This window comes from Streptomyces sp. A 4/2 (assembly GCF_940670765.1).
GTDB lineage: Bacteria > Actinomycetota > Actinomycetes > Streptomycetales > Streptomycetaceae > Streptomyces.
The window spans coordinates 164,705-180,466 of record NZ_CALNVW010000021.1 but is presented as its reverse complement, the minus strand read 5'-3'; the positions used below and the strand labels follow the sequence as shown (position 1 = coordinate 180,466).

Sequence of the window (15,762 nt, the reverse complement as noted above, 5' to 3'; positions counted from 1 at the left end):
TCCGGTCGGGTCGGGGTCGGCGTGGGGGTGGGGCGGTCCGCGGGCGGGGTGGTGACGCGGTCGGGCCACGGGGCGTGCGGGCGCAGGAAGGGGCGGGTCGGGTCGAGGGGGCCCGTGGGGCGGGTCGGGTCGAGGGGGCTCATCGGGCCGTTCGCGCTGTTCGCGCCGTTCGGGCCGTTCGGGCCGTTCGCGCCCGGGTGGGGAAGCAGCGGGGCGAGGTGTTCGTACACCTCCTGCGCGCTCGCCGGGCGGTGCTGCGGGTCCTTCGCGAGGAGGCGCAGCACCAGGTTCTCCAGCGCTGCCGGGATCTCGGGGCGCAGACGGCGGACCGGGAGCGGTGGTTCGTAGAGGTGGCGGTGGAGCACGCCCAGCGCGGTGGAGCCGGCGAACGGCACATCCCCGCTGAGGAGTTCGTGCAGGAGCACGCCCAGGGCGTAGAGGTCGGTGTACGGGCCGACGGCGCCGCCCATCGCCTGCTCGGGCGCCATGTACGCGGGCGAGCCGATGGGCGTACCGGTGTGGGTGAGGCGGGTGGTGTCGGTGTCGAGCACCGAGGCGACGCCCAGGTCCAGGACGGTGACCGTGCCGTCCGGTTTCACCATGACGTTGCGGGGCTTGAGGTCGCGGTGGACGATCGGCACCGCGTGTACGGCGGAGAGCACCGCGCACAGTTGGGCGGCGACGGTGACCGCCCACGGCCACGGGTACGGGTCGTGCTCGGCGAGATGGTCGGCGAGGTCGGCGCCTTCGACGTACTGCATGACGAGGTAGAGGTCGTCGTCGTCGCTGCCCGCGTCGTGGACGGTGACCAGGCCCGGGTGGTCGACCTGGGCGGTGACCCGGCATTCGCGCACGAAGCGGCGGCGCAGTTCCTCGGCGTCGTCGGAGCCCGCGACGCGGTCCGGGCGCAGCAGTTTCACCGCGACGCGGCGGTCCAGGCGCTGGTCGTACGCCGTCCAGACCTGGCCCATGCCGCCCTGGCCGATGACCGAGGCCAGTTCGTACCGCCCGGCGACGACCCGTCCGCCGGTCAACGGCCCTCCTCCTTGCGGAGGTAGTCGCTCAGCTCGTCCAGTTCGGCCCTGACCTGGTCGATGCGGTGCGGGCTGCTCCGGTGAGGAGGCTGGGGGGGTTGGGGAGGCTGGTGCGGTGCTTGCTGGGCAGGGGGCGGGGTGTGCTGCGGCTGGGGTACCGGCATCGGCTGGGGCGCGGGGTGCGGCACGGGTTGCTGCATCGGCTGGGGCGCGGGGTGCTGCACTGGCTGGGACATGGGTTGCTGCATCGGCTGCATGGATTGCTGCATCGGCTGGGGGCCCGGCATCGGGTGGCCCGAGGGCGGGAATCCGTAGCCGCTGACCGTCTGCGCGTGCGGCGGGTAACCCTGGGGTGTGGCGAAGTACCCGGGGGCCGCGCCCTGTTGCAGCCGGTCGTGGTGGCGCAGGTCGACGACCAGGAAGTAGACGGCGCTCGCCACGGCGCAGAGCATCATGAACGCCATGGCCATATCGGTCCTGGGGTCCGCCTCGGGCAGCTCGCCGACGACGGCGAAGCAGGTGACCGCCACCGGCACGCTCACCACGGCCAGCGCCCAGTCGTAGCGGCGCCCGCGCAGCAACGCGATCCGGAACAGCGGCAGGCTCATCAGGAAGCCGCAGGTCAGCAGCGAGGAGGCGGCGAAGAGTACGCGCAGGAAGATCCGGCTGTTCCCGCTCGGGGCCGGGGAGGGGGAGGACGGCTCGGGGCCTGGGCCGTACATGTCTGCTCCTGGAACCTGTGGGCGGGCTGCGGACACCGCCGGGACATCCAGGAGGACATCACGGTGAGGTGGCCACCGAACGGTGTGCCGATACGGGTTCGAGCGTATACACCGGTGCCCACAGCCCGGCCCTGATGTACCGAACCGTTGTCCGACCGATCACTACGGGCGGCGCCGACGGCTCACTCCGGGCTCATGCAGGACTCACTCCGGACTCACTCCGGGCTCACTCCGGGCTCACTCCGGGCTCACTCCGGGCTCACCGTGCCGTCCGTCAGGCCGTCGAACAGCCCTTGCACCAGCTGTTCGCCCAGCTGTCCGGCCAGCCGCAGCGCGTCCTCGAAGGCGGCCAGCGTACGGAAGCGCTCGCCGTAACGGCGCTGGTCGGCCAGGGGCAGCCGGGGCAGTTGGAGGCGGCGGACGTCCAGCCGGGTCGCGGTGGAGGCATAGCTGCTGGCCTGGCGGTGGTTGGCCGTGCCGCGCAGGAATCCGGCGAGGAACCACGGGTCGAGCGCGGCCGGGTCGGGGCGCAGCAGCTGGAGGTTGCGGCCGAGTGCCGCTCCGGCCGTCGCCTCGTCGACGACCCGGGCGACGGAGCCGCCGCCCAGCACGGGCAGGACGACATCGCCCGCCTCGGTGCGTACGGGCTCCTCGTCGGGGCCGTCGGGCAGCGTCCCGGAGGGGGCCGTACCGGCGACGACGTCGTGCTCGGTGAGGACGGGACCGGCCACGGTCCCGGCTCCGGGGCCGCCCACGCGGAGCAACAGGGCGCCCGCGCGCGCCAGTTCACCGACGGTGGTGAGCGGCAGCCGCACCGGCCGGGCGGGCGCGGCCGGGCGGGGGGTGAGCCGGGCGGTGCGCCGCAGGGTGCCGGTCAGCTGCTCCCGTACGGAGTCGAGCGCGGCGGCGCCGCGGTCGGCGGCCGGGGGCGGCAGGTGGCGGGCGGGCGCCAGGTCGACGTCGTCGTCGAGGAGTCCGATGACGGGCAGCGCGCGGCTCACGCCCGGCTGTTCCTCGGCGGTGCCGTGCCGGTCGAAGGCCCGCCAGGCGTCCAGGACGGTGGCCCGGACCGCGGGCCAGGGCTGCTTGTCGTGGCCGGTGCCCGCGTTGTCGTGGCCGGTGCCCGCCGCGTCCACGAGGAGGACTTCGGGGGCGTGGGGCTGTGCGGCGCCGGGGCGGCGCAGCACCCACAGGTGCAGGGGGATGCCGTACGGGGGCGCGGCGCCCGCGGGCAGTGCGACGACCGCCCGCAGCGCGCCCCGGCGCAGCAGGTCGGCGCGGATCCGGCGGCCGGAGCGGCGGGACGCGGCGGCGGGCGGCATCAGCAGGACGGCGGTGCCGCCTTCGCGCAGCCGGGCCAGGGCGTGCTGGACCCAGGCCAGTTCGGACTCCGTACGGGCCGGGAAGCCGTACTCCCAGCGGGGGTCGTACGCCAGCTCGTCGTGGCCCCAGTTGCGTTCGTTGAACGGCGGGTGGCAGAGCACCACATCCGCGCCGAGTTCCGGGAACGCGTCGGCGCGCAGGGTGTCACCGGCCCGCGCGCCGACGTCCGCGCCGGAGTGCAGGGCGAGCCGCAGGGCGGTGAGGGCGGCCAGGTCGGCATCGGCCTCCTGTGCGTACAGCGCGGCGGGCCGGCGTACGGCGCAGAGCAGGGACCCGGTGCCGGACGCGGGGTCGAGGACGGTGACCGCGGGCTGTTCCGTGCCGGTGCGGCTGCCCGCGGTGGACTTCTCGGCCGAGACCCCGGCGAGCGCCGCCATCAGCTCGGCGGTTCCGGGCGGAGTGAGCGTGTACTGGCGGGGGTTGGCCTCGAAGTGACGGCCCAGCAGGAACTCGAAGGCTTCGTACGCGCCCAGTTCGGCGGCGAGTTCGGCGCTCGCGCGCAGCAACGGGACGGAGGGCTGCAGCGCGTGCGCGGTCGGGGTGCGGACCGCCGGGTGGCCGCCGAAACGGGCGCTGAGCACCGTTTCGAAGGCGGTCGGCAGCAGCCGGGCCAGCCGTGCGTCGGAGACGGCGCTGATCTCCAGCCAGGAGGGGTGCCTGTCCCGTACGAGCAGCAGCACGCAGCCCGCGTGGGCGAGGGCGGTGGCGGCGCCCGCGGGGTGTGCGGCCAGCTGCTGCCAGACGCGCTCGCGGAGCGGGACCTCGGCGAGCTTTCCCTGGTCGTGCAGCCACTGCTCGACCTCGGGGAGCGCGAACGACGGGCTGGTCTCGGTGCCGCCGACCGGTTTGGGGAAGTCGGCGTGCCTGCGCCGCCAGTTGCTGACGGCGGCTCTGCCGACCCCGGCGAGGCGGGCGATCCCGGCGGCGGTCACTTCTGCCGTGCTCTCGTCAGGCACCTGACTGCTCCCTCGTGTTCCCTCGTGTCCCTCGTGCGTGCCGGTCTCCGCCGTTGCCCGCCGCGTGGTCGTCGGCTGCGGGCGTTCACTGCGCGCTGTTCTCCTGCGGGCCGTACACGTGCGGGGCCGTACACGTGCGCGCCGAGCATACCGATGATTACCGGAGACATCGATTCACGCTGTTAACTCACTCTTCAACCAATGCCATGTTGATTCGGTTCACAGCTTCTGTTCTTATTGACCCACTGCTTCGCGGCTCGGCGCATCCCGCCGCTGCCCGCCCGATCGACGAACCACCGTTTCCCAGGGGGGAAATCCGCCATGCGCCGCACCGTCACTCTCACCGCGCTCTGCCTCACCGCCGCGCTGGGCCTCACGGCCTGCAACCCGACGTCCGAAGACGGCGGCGAGCTCGCCACCAAGGCCATGAAGGCCACCCGCGGCGCGTCCTCGCTCCACGTGAACGGTGACATCTCGGACAGCGAATCGGGCAAGGTCCGCCTGGACCTCAGCCTGGACAAGAAGGGCGAGTGCAAGGGCACGATGGGCCTGGGTGACGAGGGCACCATGGGCATCATCCGGACCGGCGGCGTCGTCTACATGCAGTACGACGAGAAGATGCTGCGCACCCAGAGCAAGGGCGAGTCCAAGGCGGACGTCGACGCGGCGGTGAAGATGCTCGCCGGCCACTGGGTCAAGATGTCCCCCACCGACCCGGACATCAAGGACCTCGCCGCACTCTGCGATCTCAAGGACCTGCTCAGCGACTTGAAGGGCACCGACACCGCCGCCAAGAAGGGCAAGGACCTCACGGTCGACGGGCAGAAGGCGACCACCCTCACCGAGAAGGACGGCAAGACGGACTACACGCTGTACGTCGCCGCCGAGGGCAAGCCGTACATCCTCAAGACCATCATGAAGGGCGGCGACCAGCCGGGCACGCTGGCCTTCTCCGAGTTCGAGAAGCCGGTCGACGCGAAGGCTCCCGCCAAGAAGGACATAGTCGACCTGGCCGGCTGACGCGGCCAGGCGCAGAGCCGGCATCCGCCGTCCACGGGGGAGACGGCGGATGCCGTTCGGGGAGAAGGCTGATGCCGACGGGGAGACGGCCGATGGCGCCTGTCGGGGACTGCTGCCACAGGGACCGGTGTCGGGGACCGGTGTCGGGGACTGCTGTCGGGGACTGCCGTAACCGGCATACAGTTGAGCCCATTTGCCGCTCACGTGTTCGGTGCGCGGCAGCTTCCCTGTCGACACCTCACTCTGGACCGCCGTGATATTCAGCCCCGCCGCCCGACGCCCGTCCGCCCCGCGTCCGTACACCCCGCGCACCGCCGCCCGGCGTACGCGCGCCCTTCTCCCGTCCCTCACGCTCCTGTTGACGGGTTCCCTCGCGCTGACGGGGTGCCACGGGGCAGGCAGCACGGACGACTCGTCCACCCGAACTTCTCCCGCGGCGACGGGAACCGCCCTCAAGGCCGCCGAGAGTCTTCCCGTGAAGGGGAGGGCGCCCAAGACCGGCTACGAGCGGAAGGACTTCGGCACCGCCTGGGCCGACACCGACCACAACGGCTGCGGGACCCGCGACGACATACTCGGCCGTCAGCTCCACTCGGTCTCCCGCGCCGCCGACGGCTGCAAGGTCATGCGCGGAACGCTCGACCCCGACCCGTACACCGGGACCCGCATCACCTACGTACGCGGACACAGCAAGGTCGACATAGACCATCTCGTCGCCCTGTCCGACGCCTGGCAGAAGGGCGCGGCGAAGTGGAACACCGACAAGCGGCGGGCCTTCGCGAACGACCCGCTGAACCTGGTCGCCGCCGACTCCTCCGCCAACCGGCAGAAGGGCGACGGCGACGCGGCGACCTGGCTGCCCGCCAATGCGTCGTACCGCTGCACCTACGTGGCGGGGCAGACCGCCGTGAAGAAGAAGTACGGGGTGTGGGTGACGCAGGCGGAGAAGGACGCCATGACGAAGGTGCTGCGGGGCTGCCCGGACCTGAAGCTGCCCTCGGGCGGCACCCCTACGGAGGCACCGGCCCGCAGGTAGCTCCGCGAGCCGATCGGAGCGCGGCGGCGGCCACGGGACAGCCCATAGGCCGTGTTTTGAAAGTCCCGCCTGCGCCCGCCCTTCGGGCGGACGACGCTACTTTCAAAACACGGCCTAGTCGCCCGCCAGTGCCGGGATCACCCCGCCCGCCAGCACGGCAGCCCGCTGGCGGGCCGACAGGCGGTGGGTGGCCGGGTAGTCCTCGTTCCGGGTGGTGTTGCGGACCCGCAGCGCCGGTTCGCTGCCCGGTGCCAGGGCTTCGTGCAGCCCGGCCACTTCGAGCTCGTCGCCCTGCTCGATCCGCTCGTAGTCCGCCGGATCCGCGAACTCCAGGGCCAGCACACCGAAGTTGGCCAGGTTCTGCCAGTGGATGCGGGCGAAGCTCTTCGCGAGCACCACCCGCAGGCCGAGCAGCCGGGGAGTGATCGCGGCGTGCTCACGCGAGGAACCCTGCCCGTAGTTGTCGCCCGCCACGATCAGGTGAGTACCCGCCGCACGGGCCCGCCGCGGGTACTCGGAATCGATCCGGATCAGGGTGAACTCGGACAGCTCGGGCAGGTTCGAGCGGTACGGCAGTGCCTCCGTACCGGCCGGGGAGATCTCGTCCGTGGAGACGTTGTCGCCGACCTTGAGCAGGACCGGGCCCCGGATCACCTCGGGCAGGGCGTCCAGTTCGGGCAGCGCGGAAATGTTCGGCCCCCGTTCCAGTGCGACCCCGGCCGCCTGCTCGGGCGGCAGCGGCGCTTCCAGCATGGCCAGGTTGACCGAGGCCCGCGCCGGAAGGTCCAGGACCGGCGCCTCGACGCCCTCGCGCGCGGCCCACTCCCGCGGGTCGGTGATCACCCCGGTCAGCGCGGAGGCCGCAGCGGTCTCCGGGGAGCAGAGCCAGACGGCGTCCCCGGTGGTGCCCGACCGGCCGGGGAAGTTACGGGGGAAGGTCCGCAGCGAGTTGCGTCCGGGCGCCGGGGCCTGGCCCATGCCGATGCAGCCCATGCACCCGGCCTGGTGGATCCGGGCCCCCGCGGCGATGAGCTTGAAGGTCCCCCCGGTCAGGGTCAGGTCCTGGAGCACCTCGCGGCTGCTGGGGTTGACGTCGAAGCTGACCTCACTGCTCGTCTGGCGGCCGGTGACCATCGCCGCGGCGATCGCGTAGTCGCGCAGCCCGGGGTTGGCGGACGAACCGATGACCACCTGCCCGACCGGCGTGCCGACGACCTCCCGGACCGGGACCACGTTGCCGGGGGACGTCGGGCGGGCGATCAGCGGCTCCAGCGCGCCCAGATCGATCTCCTCGGTGAGGTCGTACCGGGCGCCGGGCTCGGCTTCGAGCGGTACGAAGTCCGACTCCCGGCCCTCTGCGCGCAGGAAGTCCCGTACGGCCGCGTCAGCGGGGAAGACGGTGGCCGTGGCCCCGAGTTCGGCTCCCATGTTCGCGATGACGTGGCGGTCCATCGCGGTCAGCTGTGCCAGCCCCGGGCCGTGGTACTCGATGATGCGGTCCACGCCGCCCTTGACTCCGTGCCGGCGCAGCAGTTCCAGGATCACGTCCTTGGCGCTGACCCAGTCCGGGAGGCTGCCGTGCAGCCGTACGCCCCAGATCTTCGGCATCCGCAGGTAGAGGGGGCGCCCGGCGATGGCCAGGGCCACGTCCAGGCCCCCGGTCCCGATCGCGAGCATGCCCAGCGCGCCGCCCGCGCAGGTGTGCGAGTCGGAGCCGATCAGTGTCTTACCGGGGATCCCGAACCGCTGCATGTGGGTGGGGTGCGAGACGCCGTTGCCCGGTTTCGAGTACCAGAGGCCGAAACGGTGCGCGGCGGAGCGCAGGAAGGCGTGGTCCTCGGCGTTGCGCTCGTCGGCCTGCAGGATGTTGTGGTCGACGTACTGGACGCTGACCTCGGTACGCGCCCGGTCCAGGCCCAGGGCCTCCAGTTCCTGCATGACCAGGGTCCCGGTGGCGTCCTGGGTGAGGGTCTGGTCGACCCGCAGCGCGATTTCCTCACCGGGCACCGCCCGCCCTTCGAGCAGATGGGCGGCGATCAGCTGGTACGCAGCGGTGCGCGGCTCCCGGCTCGGCTCCGGGTTCAGGTTCGGCTCCGGGTTCCCCTCCGGGTTCAGGTTCGGCTCCGACTGCGGCTGGATGTCCGTCATGGGGCACGCTCCGATACCAGGTGACAATGCCGGGTGCCCCCTCAGGACTACCGGGGCCGCCCGGCGCGCGCTGCCTGCCGGGCCGCGGCCCGGCGCACACTGCCCCTGGCGGGCACCCCGGACCGTCGCTGCTCCCAGCCTGCCACCGGGCGTCCGGGTCCGCCTCCCGTGCCGGAATGTCCGCCGGACACCGCGTCCGATCCGTACCGGCGAACTATCCTGGTCGTGCGGATTCAGGACGGCCAGAGCCGGCTACCTCTCACCACCGGGTGACCGGGCGCGGAGGAAGGTGTTCCGATGGATGCGACCGGCACGTTCCCGGAGGATTCCGCCCCGGGGGATTCCACCTCGGAGGATTCCGCCACAGACGATTCCCCCGCAGGCGATCACGCCGCAGGGGATCCCGCCGCAGGCAATCCCGCGCCGGTGGAGGTGGGCCCGGTGGAGGCAGGCCCGTCCGAACCCGGCGGTCTGCTGGACGTACTCGGTGTGGCCGCGGTGATGCTGGACGCGGACGGCCGGATCACCCTGTGGAGCCCGCAGGCCGAGGCGCTGTTCGGCTGGAGCGCGCAGGAGGCCCTCGGCCGGTTCGCAGCCGAACTCCTGGTGGCCCCGGAGCACGTCGCTCTGGCGCTGAAGCTGTTCGCGCAGGTCATCGGCGGGGGCGAGACCTGGGCGGGGGTCTTCCCCATCCGCCACAAGGACGGCAGCACCCGTCCGGTCGAGTTCCGCAACATGCGGCTCCTCGACGAACAGGCGAACTCCTACGCCCTCGGTATCGCCACCGACCAGAACGTCCTGCGCCAGGTCGAGCAGGATCTCGCGCTGTCGGTGCGGCTGGTGGCCCAGTCCCCGATCGGCCTCGCCGTCCTGGACACCGACCTGCGGTACGTGATGGTCAACCCGGCGCTGGAGACCATGAACGCCCTGTCCGCCGAGCAGCACATCGGACGCGACGTCCGCGAAACCCTCCCGTTCCTGGACACCGGGGCCGCCGCGGCCACGATGCGCCAGGTACTGGACACCGGCACACCGGCACTGAACCTGTTCACGGTCGGCCGCCCTCCCGGCGCGCAGGACGACCGCGCCTGGTCGGTGTCCTACTACCGCCTGGAGGATCCCGCCGGGCGGGTCATCGGCGTGGCGACCTCCGTGGTGGACGTGACCGAACAGCACCGGGCCACCCTGGAAGCGGCCCAGGCCCGCAGGCGGCTCGCCGTCATCGCCGACGCGTCCGCCAGCATCGGAACCACCCTGGACGTCGAGCAGACCGCCCACGAACTGGCCGCCGTGGCCGTGGCCGAACTCGCCGACCTGGCCGCGGTGGACATCCTCGACAGCATCCTGGACGGCCGCCGCCACACCGCCCCGTCGCCCGGGGAGCCGACGCTCTTCCGCGCGATGGCCGTCACCTCCGCGTACCCCACGCCCGCCGTCGACGCCGCCGACCCGGTCGGCCACATCGCCACGTACGCCGCCAACCGTCTGATCACCCAGTGCGTCACCACCGGCCGTCCGGTACTCGTGGAGCACGTGAACGCACAGGACCTGCTGCGCATCGCCTCCGGCCCGGAGGCCGCCGAGCAGCTGGCGACGGAGGGCCTGCACTCCTACCTGGCGGTCCCGCTGATCGCCCGCGGTGAGGTCCTCGGCGCCCTGGACCTGGTACGGGCCCGCAACCCCGCGCCGTTCACCCGGGACGATGTCGTCCTGGCCCGCGAACTGGCCGCGCGCGCGGCGGTGTACATCGACAACGCCCGGCTGTACCAGAGCGAACGCCGCACCGCCCTCACCCTCCAGCGCCATCTGCTGCCGCCCCGGCCGCCGCAGCGGCACGGCCTCGAACTCGCCTACCGCTACCAGCCCGCCCAGGCGGCCGTCGAGGTCGGCGGCGACTGGTTCGACGCCATACCGGTCGCCGGCAACAAGACCGCCCTGGTGATCGGCGACGTGATGGGCAGCGGCGTCAACGCCGCCGCCACCATGGGACAGCTGCGCACCGTCACCCGGACCCTGGCCGGGCTCGACCTCTGCCCCACCGACGTCCTCCAGCACCTGGACCGCGTCGCCGCCGACCTCGATCCGGCGTTCGCCACCTGCGTCTACGCGCTGTACGACCCGGAGCGCACCCGGTGTTCCATCGCCATGGCGGGCCATCTGCCGCCGGTCCTGGTCCGCCGCGGCCGGGGACCCGAACTGCTCGACCTGCCCACCGGTGCCCCGCTCGGCGTCGGCGACGTCCCCTTCGAGGAGACCACCCTGCAACTCGGCCTCGACGACCGGCTGGTGCTGTACACCGACGGCCTGGTCGAGACCCGCGACCAGGCCATCGACGTACGGCTGAACGCGCTGCTGTCGCTGCTCACCCAGGAACAGAACACCCTGGAGGACACCTGCGACCACCTCCTCCGCGCGCTGCGGCACCCGGGCAACCACGACGACGTCGCACTGCTCATCGCCCGCACCCGCGACTACCGCGCGCCGGACACGGAGAGCACCCCCGGGATCCCGACCCGCACCCCTGGGACGGAGAGCACCCCAGGGTTCACGCCCCCGTGATCCCACCCCGGAGATCGCAACCCCGTCATCACGAGCCCGTGATCACGACCCCAGGATCGTCGTCAGGAACTCCCCGGTCCACGCCAGCAGTTCACGCCCCACCACCGGCTTCCCGCCGACCTTCCCCGTCGTCGGGCGCGGGACCAGGATCTGGCGGGCCGGCGCCTTGATGACCGTACGCGGGTAGAGCCGCTTCAGGCGCAGCTCCTGGGACTCCCTCAACTCCGCCGGTGCGAAACGGATGTTGGGACCTTGGAGGACGATCTCGCCGACCCCGCAGGCCCGTGCCAGCATCCGCAGCCCCGCCACCAGCAGCAGATTCTCCACCTGTTCGGGCAGCTTGCCGTAGCGGTCGGTCAGCTCGTCGCGTACCGCCTTGATGTCCGCCTCCGTGGTGGCGGACGCGATCGACCGGTACGCCTGGAGGCGCAGCCGCTCCCCGGGGGCGTACTCGTGCGGGACGTGCGCGTCGACCGGCAGCTCGATCTTGACCTCCAGCGGCGGCTCCTCCTCCGTACCGCCGTCGACCAGCGTGCGGTAGTCGGCCACCGCCTCGCCGACCATCCGGATGTACAGGTCGAAGCCGACGCCCGCGATGTGGCCGGACTGTTCACCGCCGAGCATGTTGCCCGCGCCGCGGATCTCCAGGTCCTTCATCGCGACGTACATGCCCGCGCCCATCTCGGTGTGCTGGGCGATCGTCGCGAGCCGCTCGTGCGCGGTCTCCGTCAGCGGCTTCTCCGGCGGGTACAGGAAGTAGGCGTAACCGCGGTCCCGGCCACGGCCGACCCGGCCGCGCAGCTGGTGCAGTTGCGAGAGGCCGAAGTTGTCACCGCGCTCGACGATCAGCGTGTTCGCGTTGGAGATGTCGATGCCCGACTCCACGATCGTCGTGGAGACCAGCACGTCGAACTTCTTCTCCCAGAAGTCGACGACGACCTGCTCCAGCGCGCTCTCGCCCATCTGCCCGTGCGCGGTCTGGATCCGCGCCTCGGGGACGATCTCCCGCAGCCGGGCCGCGGCACGGTCGATCGAGTCGACCCGGTTGTGGATGTAGAAGACCTGGCCCTCACGCAGCAGTTCGCGCCGGACGGCCGCCCCGATCTGCTTCTCCTCGTACGGGCCGACGAAGGTCAGCACCGGGTGGCGCTCCTCCGGGGGTGTGGTGATCGTCGACATCTCGCGGATGCCGGTCACCGCCATTTCGAGCGTACGGGGAATGGGCGTCGCCGACATCGTCAGGACGTCGACGTTGGCGCGGAGCTTCTTCAGCTGCTCCTTGTGCTCGACGCCGAAGCGCTGCTCCTCGTCGACGATGACCAGGCCCAGGTCCTTGAACTTCGTCTCCGAGGAGAAGAGCCGGTGCGTGCCGATGACCATGTCGACCGAACCGTCCCGCAGGCCCTCCAGCGTCGCCTTCGCCTCGGTGTCGGACTGGAAGCGGCTGAGCGCCCTGACGGTGACCGGGAACTGCGCGTACCGCTCGGTGAACGTGCCGAAGTGCTGCTGGACGAGGAGCGTGGTCGGGACGAGGACCGCCACCTGCTTGCCGTCCTGGACGGCCTTGAACGCGGCGCGCACCGCGATCTCCGTCTTGCCGTAGCCGACGTCACCGCAGATCAGCCGGTCCATCGGGACCGTCTTCTCCATGTCCTCCTTGACCTCGGCGATCGTGGAGAGCTGGTCGGGCGTCTCCACGTACGGGAAGGCGTCCTCCAGTTCGCGCTGCCACGGGGTGTCCGGGGCGAAGGAGTGGCCGGGCGCCGCCATCCGCGCCGAGTACAGCTTGATCAGATCGGCGGCGATCTCCTTGACGGCCTTCTTGGCGCGCGCCTTGGTCTTCGTCCAGTCCGCGCCGCCGAGCCGGTGCAGCGTCGGGGCCTCGCCACCCACGTACTTGGTGACCTGCTCCAGCTGGTCGGTGGGGATGTACAGCCGGTCGCCGGGCTGGCCGCGCTTGGCCGGGGCGTACTCCACGAGCAGGTACTCACGGGTCGCGCCCTGCACGGTGCGCTGCACCATCTCGATGTAGCGGCCCACGCCGTGCTGTTCGTGGACGATGAAGTCGCCCGTCTCCAGCGTCAGCGGGTCGATCGACTTCCGGCGCCGGGCCGGCATCCGGCCCAGGTCCTTGGAGACGGTGCGCTGGCCGGTCAGGTCGGTCTCGGAGAGCACCGCGAGTTTGATCGCCGGGTCGATGAACCCGTGGTCGACGGAGCCGCAGGAGACATGGACGACCGACGGGGTCAGCTCGACGAGATCGGCGTCGAGACGGGCCGCGATGCCCTCGCCGCCGAGGACCTCGACCGTACGGCTGGCGGTGCCGTGGCCCTCCGTGAGGTACACGGTGCGCCAGCCGTCGGCGATCCAGCCCTTGGTGTCGGCCAGCGCACGGGCGGTGTCGCCGCGGTACGACTCCGGGGCGTGCATCCCCAGCTTGATCATGTCGTCCGCGATGTCCTCGTCCGCGGCGAAGGGGCTCACCGCCCACCACATCATGCCCAGTTCACGGGCCCGGTCACGGACGTCGGCGATCCCCCACAGGGAGGCCGCACCCACATCGATCGGCGCCTCTCCGCCACCCGCCGTCGCCGCCCACGAGGCCTGCAGGAACTCCTGCGAGGTGGCCACCAGGTCCGCCGCCCTGGTCCGCACCCGCTCGGGGTCGCAGACCACGGCCATCGACCCCACGGGCAGCACGTCGAGCAGCAGCTCCATGTCGTCGACGAGGACCGGGGCCAGCGACTCCATGCCCTCGACGGCGATCCCCTCGGCGATCTTGTTGAGCAGTTCGCCCAGCTCCGGGTGGGCCAGCGCCAAGGCCGCGGCCCGCTCCCGTACCTCGTCGGTCAGCAGCAGTTCACGGCAGGGCGGTGCCCAGAGCCCGTGCTCCGCGATCTCCAGGGAGCGCTGGTCGGCGACCTTGAAGTAGCGGATCTCCTCGACCTCGTCACCCCAGAACTCCACCCGGAGGGGGTGTTCCTCGGTCGGCGGGAACACATCGAGGATGCCGCCCCGGACCGCGAACTCGCCGCGCTTCTCGACCAGTTCGACCCGGGCGTAGGCGGCAGCAGCCAACGCCCCGGTGACCTCACCCAGATCGGCCGACTGCCCCGACCGCAGCGCCACCGGCTCCAGGTCGCCGAGCCCCTTGACCTGCGGCTGGAGTACGGACCTGATCGGCGCGACGACCACACTGACCGGCCCGGCGGCCGGGTCGTCGGCACGCGGGTGCGCGAGTCTGCGCAGCACCGCGATCCGCCGCCCCACGGTGTCCGACCTGGGCGAAAGCCGTTCGTGCGGCAGCGTCTCCCACGACGGGTAGTCCACCACCCCGTCCTCCGGCAGCAGCGAGCGCAGCGCCGCCGCCAGGTCCTCCGCCTCCCGGCCGGTGGCGGTCACCGCCAGCACGGTCCGCCGGGTCTCGCGCGCCAGCGCGGCGACGGCGAAGGGCCGCGCGGCGGGCGGGCCGACCAGGTCGACATGCATGCGGTGCCCGTCGGTGGCGGCCTTCACCGCTTCGGCGAGCGCGGGGTCCGAGAGGGCGGCATCGAGCAGACCGTGCAGACTCATGAAGAACGCTTTCCGTCCGGGAGATCCGGAGATCCGGTGGTGGCGGGCATCGTGCGGGCGTGGCGCGGCCGTACTGCGGTGCGCAACGCGAAGGACCCGACACGTGTCACGGGCCGGGGTTCTCCAGCGTACGACTTCCGGGCAAAGTCGGTGTGCTGTGTCAACCGGAGTGGCCGTCTGGTCGTATGTCCTCATGAGATGGGACCACGTCCGCCAGGGAGCTGCATGACTGTCGAGGAGTTCGAGGAGTTCTACGCTCACTCCGTAAAGCAGCTGGTGGGGCAGGTCTACCTGATGACCGGGGACCTGCATGAGGCCCAGGACGTGGTGCAGGAGGCTTTCGTACGGGCCTGGGGCCGGCGCTCCGCGCTGCGGAAGGACGCCGGGCCCGAGGCGTGGATCAGGACGGTGGCCTGGCGGCTCGCGGTGAGCCGGTGGCGGGGGCGCGGCCGGAGCGCCGACGCCTGGCGCCGCCACAGCGACGCCCGCCCGGCCGCGGTGTCCGAGCCCGATCCGGGCACGGTCGTACTGATCGCCGCCCTGCGGCAGCTGTCCGAGCGGCAGCGGCGGGTGGCGGTCCTGCACTACGTGTGCGATCTCACCGTCGAGCAGGTCGCCGCCGAGACGGGGATATCGACGGGCACGGTCAAGACCCATCTCTCCCGCGCCCGAGCCGCGCTCGCGCCGCATCTCTCCGAGGAGGAGCACGGTGCCTGAGACCGAGTACCAGCACGAGGACGACGGGTGGGACGACCGCTCCGGGAGCGGCGCCGGGGAGAGATACGGGGCGGGCTCCGGGGCAGGCGCCGGAGCGAACGCCGGAGCAGGATCCGGGGCAGGTGCCGGAGCAGGATCCGCCTGGGCGGGATCCGGGACGGGATCCGCCGGCACGCACACCTACGAGTACCAGCCCGACGACGCCCTCGCCCGCGCCTTCAAGCAGGCCGCCGACGCGGGCAGCCGGGCCGTCGTGCCCGCACCGGCCGCGCTGGTCTCGGCGCGCGGGGCCCGGCGCCGGCGCCGGGTGCTCGCCTCGGCCGCCGCCTGCGCGGTGTGCGTGCTGGCGAGCGGCGCCGCGGTGGCCGCGGTCCAGTTCCGGTCCGCCGCCCCCGTACTTCCGGCCGCCCCGCCGGGCCCGCAGAGCTCCGTCCGCGGCGACCGGACGAGCCCCTGGTCGGGTTCCGCCACGGCCTCCCCGTCCGACTGGCCCAGCAGCATCCCCACGACACCGTCCACCACCTTCCTCTCGACCGACCCGCCCCCGGGGGGCTGACGACGGCGCGGCCCCGGCAGGCGCCTGGTGCGCCTGCCGGGGCCGCGTCTCCCCGTTC

General features: G+C 72.2%; 10 protein-coding genes. 5 read left to right on the top strand and 5 right to left on the bottom strand.

Annotation, left to right across the window (positions count from 1 at the left end):
- The 3 genes from NBY69_RS17625 to NBY69_RS17615 form a co-directional block, all read right to left on the bottom strand.
- Positions 1-971: serine/threonine-protein kinase (locus NBY69_RS17625; RefSeq protein WP_250301948.1), on the bottom strand; the 971-nt coding region annotated here is incomplete at its 3' end.
- A gap of 59 nt (positions 972-1,030) precedes the next feature.
- The gene (locus tag NBY69_RS17620) at positions 1,031-1,756 is read right to left on the bottom strand and encodes a hypothetical protein (RefSeq protein ID WP_250301936.1); all 726 of its coding nucleotides are present in this window, start codon (positions 1,754-1,756) and stop codon (positions 1,031-1,033) included.
- Positions 1,757-2,004: 248 nt separating this feature from the next.
- Complete coding sequence (locus tag NBY69_RS17615; RefSeq protein ID WP_250301935.1) at positions 2,005-4,095, bottom strand: N-6 DNA methylase; 2,091 nt, start codon at positions 4,093-4,095, stop codon at positions 2,005-2,007.
- Positions 4,096-4,416: 321 nt separating this feature from the next.
- On the opposite strand from NBY69_RS17615, the gene NBY69_RS17610 reads away from it, so the two are divergent.
- Together NBY69_RS17610 and NBY69_RS17605 are read left to right on the top strand one after the other, a co-directional pair.
- On the top strand, positions 4,417-5,115 hold the full coding sequence (locus tag NBY69_RS17610) for a hypothetical protein (RefSeq protein ID WP_250301934.1): 699 nt from the start codon (positions 4,417-4,419) through the stop codon (positions 5,113-5,115).
- 355 nt (positions 5,116-5,470) lie between these two features.
- Entirely contained in the window at positions 5,471-6,151 is a 681-nt protein-coding gene (locus NBY69_RS17605) for an HNH endonuclease family protein (RefSeq protein ID WP_374211294.1), read from the top strand.
- Positions 6,152-6,265: 114 nt separating this feature from the next.
- Here the strand turns inward: NBY69_RS17605 and NBY69_RS17600 are convergent, their stop codons facing one another.
- Positions 6,266-8,299 carry an aconitate hydratase gene (locus NBY69_RS17600; protein ID WP_250301933.1) on the bottom strand — a complete coding sequence of 678 codons (2,034 nt, stop codon included), beginning with the start codon at positions 8,297-8,299 and terminating at the stop codon, positions 6,266-6,268.
- Between the two features lie 297 nt (positions 8,300-8,596).
- On the opposite strand from NBY69_RS17600, the gene NBY69_RS17595 reads away from it, so the two are divergent.
- Entirely contained in the window at positions 8,597-10,858 is a 2,262-nt protein-coding gene (locus tag NBY69_RS17595) for a SpoIIE family protein phosphatase (protein WP_374211291.1), read from the top strand.
- Positions 10,859-10,900: 42 nt separating this feature from the next.
- Here the strand turns inward: NBY69_RS17595 and mfd are convergent, their stop codons facing one another.
- Entirely contained in the window at positions 10,901-14,431 is a 3,531-nt protein-coding gene (gene mfd, locus NBY69_RS17590) for a transcription-repair coupling factor (RefSeq protein ID WP_250301932.1), read from the bottom strand.
- Positions 14,432-14,656: 225 nt separating this feature from the next.
- Between mfd and NBY69_RS17585 the strand changes: the two genes are divergently transcribed.
- Positions 14,657-15,148, top strand: coding sequence for a SigE family RNA polymerase sigma factor (locus NBY69_RS17585; protein ID WP_250301931.1), 492 nt, complete (start codon positions 14,657-14,659; stop codon positions 15,146-15,148).
- Positions 15,141-15,704 (top strand): hypothetical protein, encoded by a 564-nt coding sequence (locus NBY69_RS17580; RefSeq protein ID WP_250301930.1) that lies wholly within the window; start codon positions 15,141-15,143, stop codon positions 15,702-15,704. Before NBY69_RS17585 ends, NBY69_RS17580 begins: the two co-directional genes overlap by 8 nt.
- The last annotated feature ends 58 nt before the right edge of the window (positions 15,705-15,762 follow it).

What these genes read in the sequence shown, in the direction of transcription:
- NBY69_RS17610 (WP_250301934.1), top strand. Translation starts at nt 4,417, where the DNA reads ATGCGCCGCACCGTCACTCTCACCGCGCTCTGCCTCACCGCCGCGCTG.
- NBY69_RS17595 (WP_374211291.1), top strand. Translation starts at nt 8,597, where the DNA reads ATGGATGCGACCGGCACGTTCCCGGAGGATTCCGCCCCGGGGGATTCC.
- mfd (WP_250301932.1), bottom strand. Translation starts at nt 14,431, where the DNA reads ATGAGTCTGCACGGTCTGCTCGATGCCGCCCTCTCGGACCCCGCGCTC.
- NBY69_RS17600 (WP_250301933.1), bottom strand. Translation starts at nt 8,299, where the DNA reads ATGACGGACATCCAGCCGCAGTCGGAGCCGAACCTGAACCCGGAGGGG.
- NBY69_RS17620 (WP_250301936.1), bottom strand. Translation starts at nt 1,756, where the DNA reads ATGTACGGCCCAGGCCCCGAGCCGTCCTCCCCCTCCCCGGCCCCGAGC.
- NBY69_RS17585 (WP_250301931.1), top strand. Translation starts at nt 14,657, where the DNA reads ATGACTGTCGAGGAGTTCGAGGAGTTCTACGCTCACTCCGTAAAGCAG.